The sequence below is a fragment of the Ponticaulis profundi genome (genome assembly GCF_042659465.1).
GTDB classification, from domain to species: Bacteria; Pseudomonadota; Alphaproteobacteria; order Caulobacterales; family Hyphomonadaceae; genus Ponticaulis; species Ponticaulis profundi.
This window is the reverse complement of sequence record NZ_JBHSSW010000038.1, coordinates 1-5,302: the sequence shown is the minus strand read 5'-3', so window position 1 is coordinate 5,302 and position 5,302 is coordinate 1. Positions and strand designations below refer to the sequence as shown.

The 5,302-nt window shown below is 59.6% G+C and carries 5 protein-coding genes and 1 pseudogene; 5 read left to right on the top strand and 1 reads right to left on the bottom strand.

Annotation, left to right across the window (positions count from 1 at the left end; genetic code table 11):
- From ACFQDM_RS15465 to ACFQDM_RS15445, 5 genes and pseudogenes are all read left to right on the top strand, one after another.
- Positions 1–318 (top strand): annotated as a pseudogene (locus ACFQDM_RS15465) (P-type conjugative transfer protein TrbL); the annotation flags it as partial.
- Positions 318–1,001 (top strand): conjugal transfer protein TrbF, encoded by a 684-nt coding sequence (gene trbF / locus ACFQDM_RS15460; RefSeq protein WP_377380564.1) that lies wholly within the window; start codon positions 318–320, stop codon positions 999–1,001. The pseudogene ACFQDM_RS15465 and the gene trbF, both read left to right, overlap by 1 nt.
- On the top strand, positions 998–2,035 hold the full coding sequence (gene trbG / locus ACFQDM_RS15455; RefSeq protein WP_377380563.1) for a P-type conjugative transfer protein TrbG: 1,038 nt from the start codon (positions 998–1,000) through the stop codon (positions 2,033–2,035). Before trbF ends, trbG begins: the two co-directional genes overlap by 4 nt.
- A complete protein-coding gene (locus ACFQDM_RS15450; protein ID WP_377380561.1) occupies positions 2,032–3,210 on the top strand; it encodes a TrbI/VirB10 family protein in 1,179 nt (392 codons plus the stop codon). Before trbG ends, ACFQDM_RS15450 begins: the two co-directional genes overlap by 4 nt.
- A gap of 3 nt (positions 3,211–3,213) precedes the next feature.
- Positions 3,214–3,471 (top strand): DUF2274 domain-containing protein, encoded by a 258-nt coding sequence (locus ACFQDM_RS15445; RefSeq protein WP_377380559.1) that lies wholly within the window; start codon positions 3,214–3,216, stop codon positions 3,469–3,471.
- Here ACFQDM_RS15445 and ACFQDM_RS15440 read toward each other — a convergent pair.
- Positions 3,404–4,378: a LysR family transcriptional regulator gene (locus tag ACFQDM_RS15440; RefSeq protein WP_377380558.1), complete on the bottom strand. Its 975-nt coding sequence runs from the start codon at positions 4,376–4,378 to the stop codon at positions 3,404–3,406. The genes ACFQDM_RS15445 and ACFQDM_RS15440 overlap by 68 nt on opposite strands.
- Between the last annotated feature and the right edge of the window lie 924 nt (positions 4,379–5,302).

The following is a 5,302-nucleotide window of genomic DNA, read 5'->3' as shown; positions in this document are numbered from 1 at the left end:
GGCGGCGGCGCTTCCGGTGTCGCCGCCGGTCTCGCCAGCGTTGGAAAAGCCGGCGTCGGCGCCGCTACGAACCCGCTTCGCCGCTCCATGAGCGGACGCTACCGCTCCGGCGCGCGCGCAGCCTTCGAAGCGACCGGCGGCAGGTTCAGCAACAGCCCCGACGTCTCGCCCTCAGCTAGTGACGGACCGCCAGCCTGGGCGCGTCGCATGAAACAACAGCAAACCCTTCACCACGGCGCCGCCGTCGCAGCTCATGCCGTTCGCTCTGGCGACCATGGTGGCGGCGGGACCGCTGTCAGCCTTTCGGAGAAATCATGATGTTCCGTCGCCCGAGCGTTCGCTATTCCAAGACTCCCGAGCCCGTCACGCCCTATCAGAAAGCCGCGCAGATCTGGGACGAACGCATCGGGTCGGCCCGCGTGCAAGCCAGGAACTGGCGGCTGATGGCATTCGGCTCGTTGCTGCTCTCAGGCGGACTTAGCGCCGCTCTGGTCTGGCAGTCCACACAAGGGACGATCACGCCCTATGTCGTCGAAGTGGACAGGCTCGGTGCGGCGCAAGCCGTGGCGCCCGCCACCGCGGACTTCCGTCCAACCGATCCGCAGATCGCTTATCACCTCTCGCGCTTCATCGAGAATGTGCGCCAGATTCCCGCCGATCCGATCGTGCTGCGCCAGAACTGGCTGCACGCGTATGACTTCACGACCGACAAGGGCGCGCTGGCGCTCAACGACTACGCCAGAGTGAACGACCCCTTCGCCAAGGTCGGCGACACGCAGATCTCGGTCGAAGTCTCCAGCGTCATCCGCGCCTCCGAGAAAAGCTTCCGCATCGCCTGGGTCGAGCGCCGTTACGCCAACGGACAGCTCGCCGCGACCGAACGCTGGACCGCCATTCTCACCATCGTTCTGCAACAGCCGCGCGACGCCGAGCGACTGCGCAAAAACCCGCTCGGCATCTTCGTCAACGCCATCAACTGGTCTCGGGAGTCTGCCCAATGATAAATACACTTCGCCTGAACAAAGCCTCCATGACGGTCCTCCTCGCCGCGACCGCGCTCTCGGGATGCGCGACCTTCAAGCCGCCTGAGATCGCCTACGACACCCCTCCGATCGAAGCGACGCTTCTTCCCGAACCGGAGCGTCCGGTGCGGATCGTCGAGCTCACCAGCCCACTGCCGCTGCCCGGTCAACTCAAGCCGATCAATGGGGAAGACCGAGCGCCGGAATCTGTCGATCCCGCCGAACGGGTGAGCGAAGCGAATGCCGCCGCCCGCATGGAGCCGGTGCGCGACGGCTTCATCAACGCAGTACAACTCTATCCTTACAGCGAGGGTGCGCTCTATCAGGTCTACGCATCGCCGGGGCAGATCACCGATATCGCCCTGCAGCCCGGAGAGAGCCTGGTGGGCTCCGGTCCGATCGCGGCCGGCGATACGGCGCGCTGGATCATCGGCGACACCCAGAGCGGTTCAGGCGATGGCCAGCGCATACACATCTTGGTCAAACCGACGCGGCCCGATCTTCAGACCAACCTCGTCATCAATACGGATCGGCGGACTTATCATCTCGAACTCAGGGCGAACCCGTCCGCCTACATGGCATCCGTCTCCTGGACCTATGCCGAAGACGCCTTGATCGTACTCAGGCGGCGCAACGCCGAGGCGGAAGCAGCCTTGCCGATCGGACGCGACGTGGCGCTCGATTCCCTCCGTTTCCGCTACCGGATCGAGGGCGACCGCGCGCCCTGGCGGCCGCTTCGCGCCTTCGACGATGGGCGGCAGGTCTTCATCGAGTTCCCGCGTGGGATCGGTCAGGGGGAAATGCCGCCGCTCTTCGTCATCGGTCCGGAAGGTGAAGGCCAACTCGTCAACTACCGTATCGCCCGCAACTACATGATCGTCGATCGGCTTTTCGCCGCCGCCGAACTGCGTCTCGGCGACAGGCAGAAACGCGTGCGGATCGTCCGCACCGATGGGGTGAACCGCAACGCTCGTACCACATCACGTCCTAGCGCCGTGGGGCCACGCAAATGAGCAAGGATAGAGAACCCCGTGAGGAAAAAGAGATCGCCGCCTCTTTGCGGCTGCGCGCCGATCCGCCAAGGGTCATGCGTCTCTCGCGCCGCACGCTGACGGTGCTTGGCGCGGTCGGAGGTCTCGGGCTCGGCGCCATACTGATCGTCGCGCTACAAGACCGCAAACCCGTTGATGGACCATCGGAGCTCTATTCGACCGAGCGCATTCAGACGGCCGAAGGTCTGTCGCGCCTTCCGACCGACTATACAAACATACCCCAACTTGGGCCGCCGCTGCCGGGCGAACTCGGACGGCCGATCCTGTCAGCTCAACAACGGGGGCAGCCCGTGCCGGCGATCGTCACTGCGCCTGCCGTCGATCCTGACGAACAGCGCCGGTTGCAGGAGTTGGAGGCAGCCCGGCTCAGCCGACTTTTCGCTGAAGCCACGACCACCATCGATGACCAGCCTCAAACTTCGTCGGCGGTCGGTCCTTTACAATCCGGCGCCGGATCCTTCTTTCCCGCGAGCGTAACAAGCGCAGCACCTGATGCCACGGACAGACGGGAAACCTTCCTTGACGAACCCATTGATCGACGCACGACAAGCACCGACCGGCTCACCGATCCGCCCAGCCCCTATGTGGTCCAGGCCGGTGCGGTCATTCCGGCGGCGCTGGTCACGGGTCTGCGCTCGGACCTTCCCGGACAGATCACCGCGCAGGTGACATCCAATGTCTATGACAGCCCGACCGGTCGCTTCCTGCTGATCCCGCAAGGCGCGCGCCTCATCGGTGAATACGATAGCCGCGTCGCTTTCGGCCAAAGCCGCGTGCTGCTCGCCTGGACGCGCCTGATTCTACCCAATGGACGTTCCATCGTGCTTGAACGCCAACCTGGAGCCGACGAAGCGGGATATGCCGGGCTGGAAGACGGCGTGAACAATCATTGGGGCCGACTATTCATGGCGGCCGGACTCGCCACTGTCCTGAACATCGGTGTGGAATTGGGCGCCGACGATGACGACGACATTGCCCGCGCCATCCGTGAGGGAACGCAGGACACGATTGGCCGCGTCGGGGACGAGATCGTCCGCCGTCAGATTTCCATCCCGCCGACCTTGACCATTCGCCCCGGATTTCCGGTCCACGTCACGGTCACGCGTGACCTCGTCCTCGAACCCTATCGGAATTGATCCATGAGCAAACTAAAACTGGGCCCTATTCCTGATGATAAGCCTGTTAAACTGAATGTTGAGTTGCCAGCCGATGTGCATCGAGAACTCGTGGCTTATGCCGCAGTGTTGGCCAATGAAACAGGACAGAAAAATGAACCTGCTAAACTGATAGCTCCCATGCTCGCGCGTTTCATGGCTACAGATAGAGCCTTCACGAAGGCCCGAAAGACATTAGATCAACCTTCGCGACTTCGCGCGCAAGACTCAGAAACCGCCTGAGCGCAGGATTGTCATTCTCGGGGCACCAGGTCAGAGAGAATGGAATGGTTTCCGCTTTTCCTTTTACTCTGAGAGGTATGAACATTACGTTTGGATATCGGACACCGCACCATTGCTCGCAAACAACACTGATGCCGAGCCCCAAACCTATCAAATTCATGAGCCCATCGCGCCGCACCCTATGTACCTTGATACAGGCCCGATGTCCGAAATCGCTGTTCCTTCGAATGATATAGTCATGAATTGTCTGCCCGGCTACATCTGCGCATACGATGAAAGACATCGCCACCACATCCGACCAATCGACGCAGCAACGCAGGGCGAGCGGATGATCTCCTGCGACTGCGATATACAGGGGCGCCCTTGTAAGCAGCATCATGTCGCCATGCTCAGACGTCGGTTCGCCCGCTCCGCCGATCAAGTCTATACTTCTGTGGCTGAGAGAAGTTTTCAATTCGCCAAAGTCTGCTTCCGTAAAGGACAATGAAACATCAGAGTGTTGAGTCCGAAATCTAGCGACGACCTCTCGGAAAGCTCCTCTCGAAAGCGATGCAGTCAGTCCAATGTGCAAGCACCCGCTGACAGCTGTACCAGCGGACCGCGCTGCCCGTACCGCGTCCAGAAACTGACGAGCAAACTCCCTCGATCTTGCGGTGAAATTCCAACCCGCCGGTGTAAGGCGCGCTCCGGCAACGCTACGCTCGAACAGCGACACACCAAGAATATCTTCCAGCTTCTGGACCCGACGTGTGACGGCAGACTGATCAATACCGAGAAGACTACCCGCCTTGCGAAAACTCCCGGTTTCGGCAACGGCCAAGACCGTCTCAAGGACACAGAACTCGAGATGATGGCATTGGAGCCACGTACCCGGCTTCAACGACACGCTTTCTGGATGAGAAGCCATAGGCAAATCCTGCGCGCCTCTACAGTCGTCAGTACCGCCCCATCCAGTAGGGACAAGCTACCAATCACCACTTTTTTGGTCAATAGGTTATAGGCACTGCAATGAGATATCTCCGAGGCGCGATGGTGAATTCAACTCTTCCCTCTGGCGACTTCAGGCATATCTGCTTGATGCCATTTTAGATCCGCCTAACACGAATATCCCTGATCCGGAAAAGGCTGAACACTGTCTCATGACATGTCTGTGACTGAAGGAAAAAAATGTTTACTTTGGGGGTGAAGGCCTAAGGATCACATTGCTAACGAAAATCTACGTTCCTAAGCGATGTGCAACAAGCGGCGCTGCTCTGTCCCCTACCCGGTTACGTGTTTTCGAGGAAGTATTTCATAGCGGCATGCGTTCCTTGCGGGCCCCGGCGTCCGCTAGCCGGATAAGGCTAGTTCGCGTAATAACTGCTGATTGTGGAGAATTTTTTAGATTGCCCTTAATTGGATGTCGAGTATGTGCGATGGGAGGCGTACGGTATTGGCGCTTGATTTTAGCTACTGTTACGGCTGATTTGGCCATTAATTAAATGAAGAAGGTACTGTATGCTCTCCCGAGTTGAGGCAATTCGGTCGGCCCTCTTCGGATTTCTCTGGATTCTTCTCGATGCTGCATAGAGGTTCATCGCTGCGACGAGTGGTCACCCGCACAAGGCCTGAAGCCAAATTAGGTTTTCATAATTCTGTACAGTGAGGAGTTCCCTGTAGCCGCCACCGCGATGCTCGCCGCCTCGAGCGGGGGCACGGTGCAGTTCATCCTTGTCTTAGCGAAATCTGCTATTCTGGGATCGGCAGGTGAGGTCCGTGTGCACCCTTGGCCATCTTTCGATGGGCCGTGCTGTAGCTCGGACTCACCTGCCTTCCAAACCCCAATCTCACC

What these genes read in the sequence shown, in the direction of transcription:
- trbF (WP_377380564.1), top strand. Translation starts at nt 318, where the DNA reads ATGTTCCGTCGCCCGAGCGTTCGCTATTCCAAGACTCCCGAGCCCGTC.
- trbG (WP_377380563.1), top strand. Translation starts at nt 998, where the DNA reads ATGATAAATACACTTCGCCTGAACAAAGCCTCCATGACGGTCCTCCTC.
- ACFQDM_RS15450 (WP_377380561.1), top strand. Translation starts at nt 2,032, where the DNA reads ATGAGCAAGGATAGAGAACCCCGTGAGGAAAAAGAGATCGCCGCCTCT.
- ACFQDM_RS15445 (WP_377380559.1), top strand. Translation starts at nt 3,214, where the DNA reads ATGAGCAAACTAAAACTGGGCCCTATTCCTGATGATAAGCCTGTTAAA.
- ACFQDM_RS15440 (WP_377380558.1), bottom strand. Translation starts at nt 4,378, where the DNA reads ATGGCTTCTCATCCAGAAAGCGTGTCGTTGAAGCCGGGTACGTGGCTC.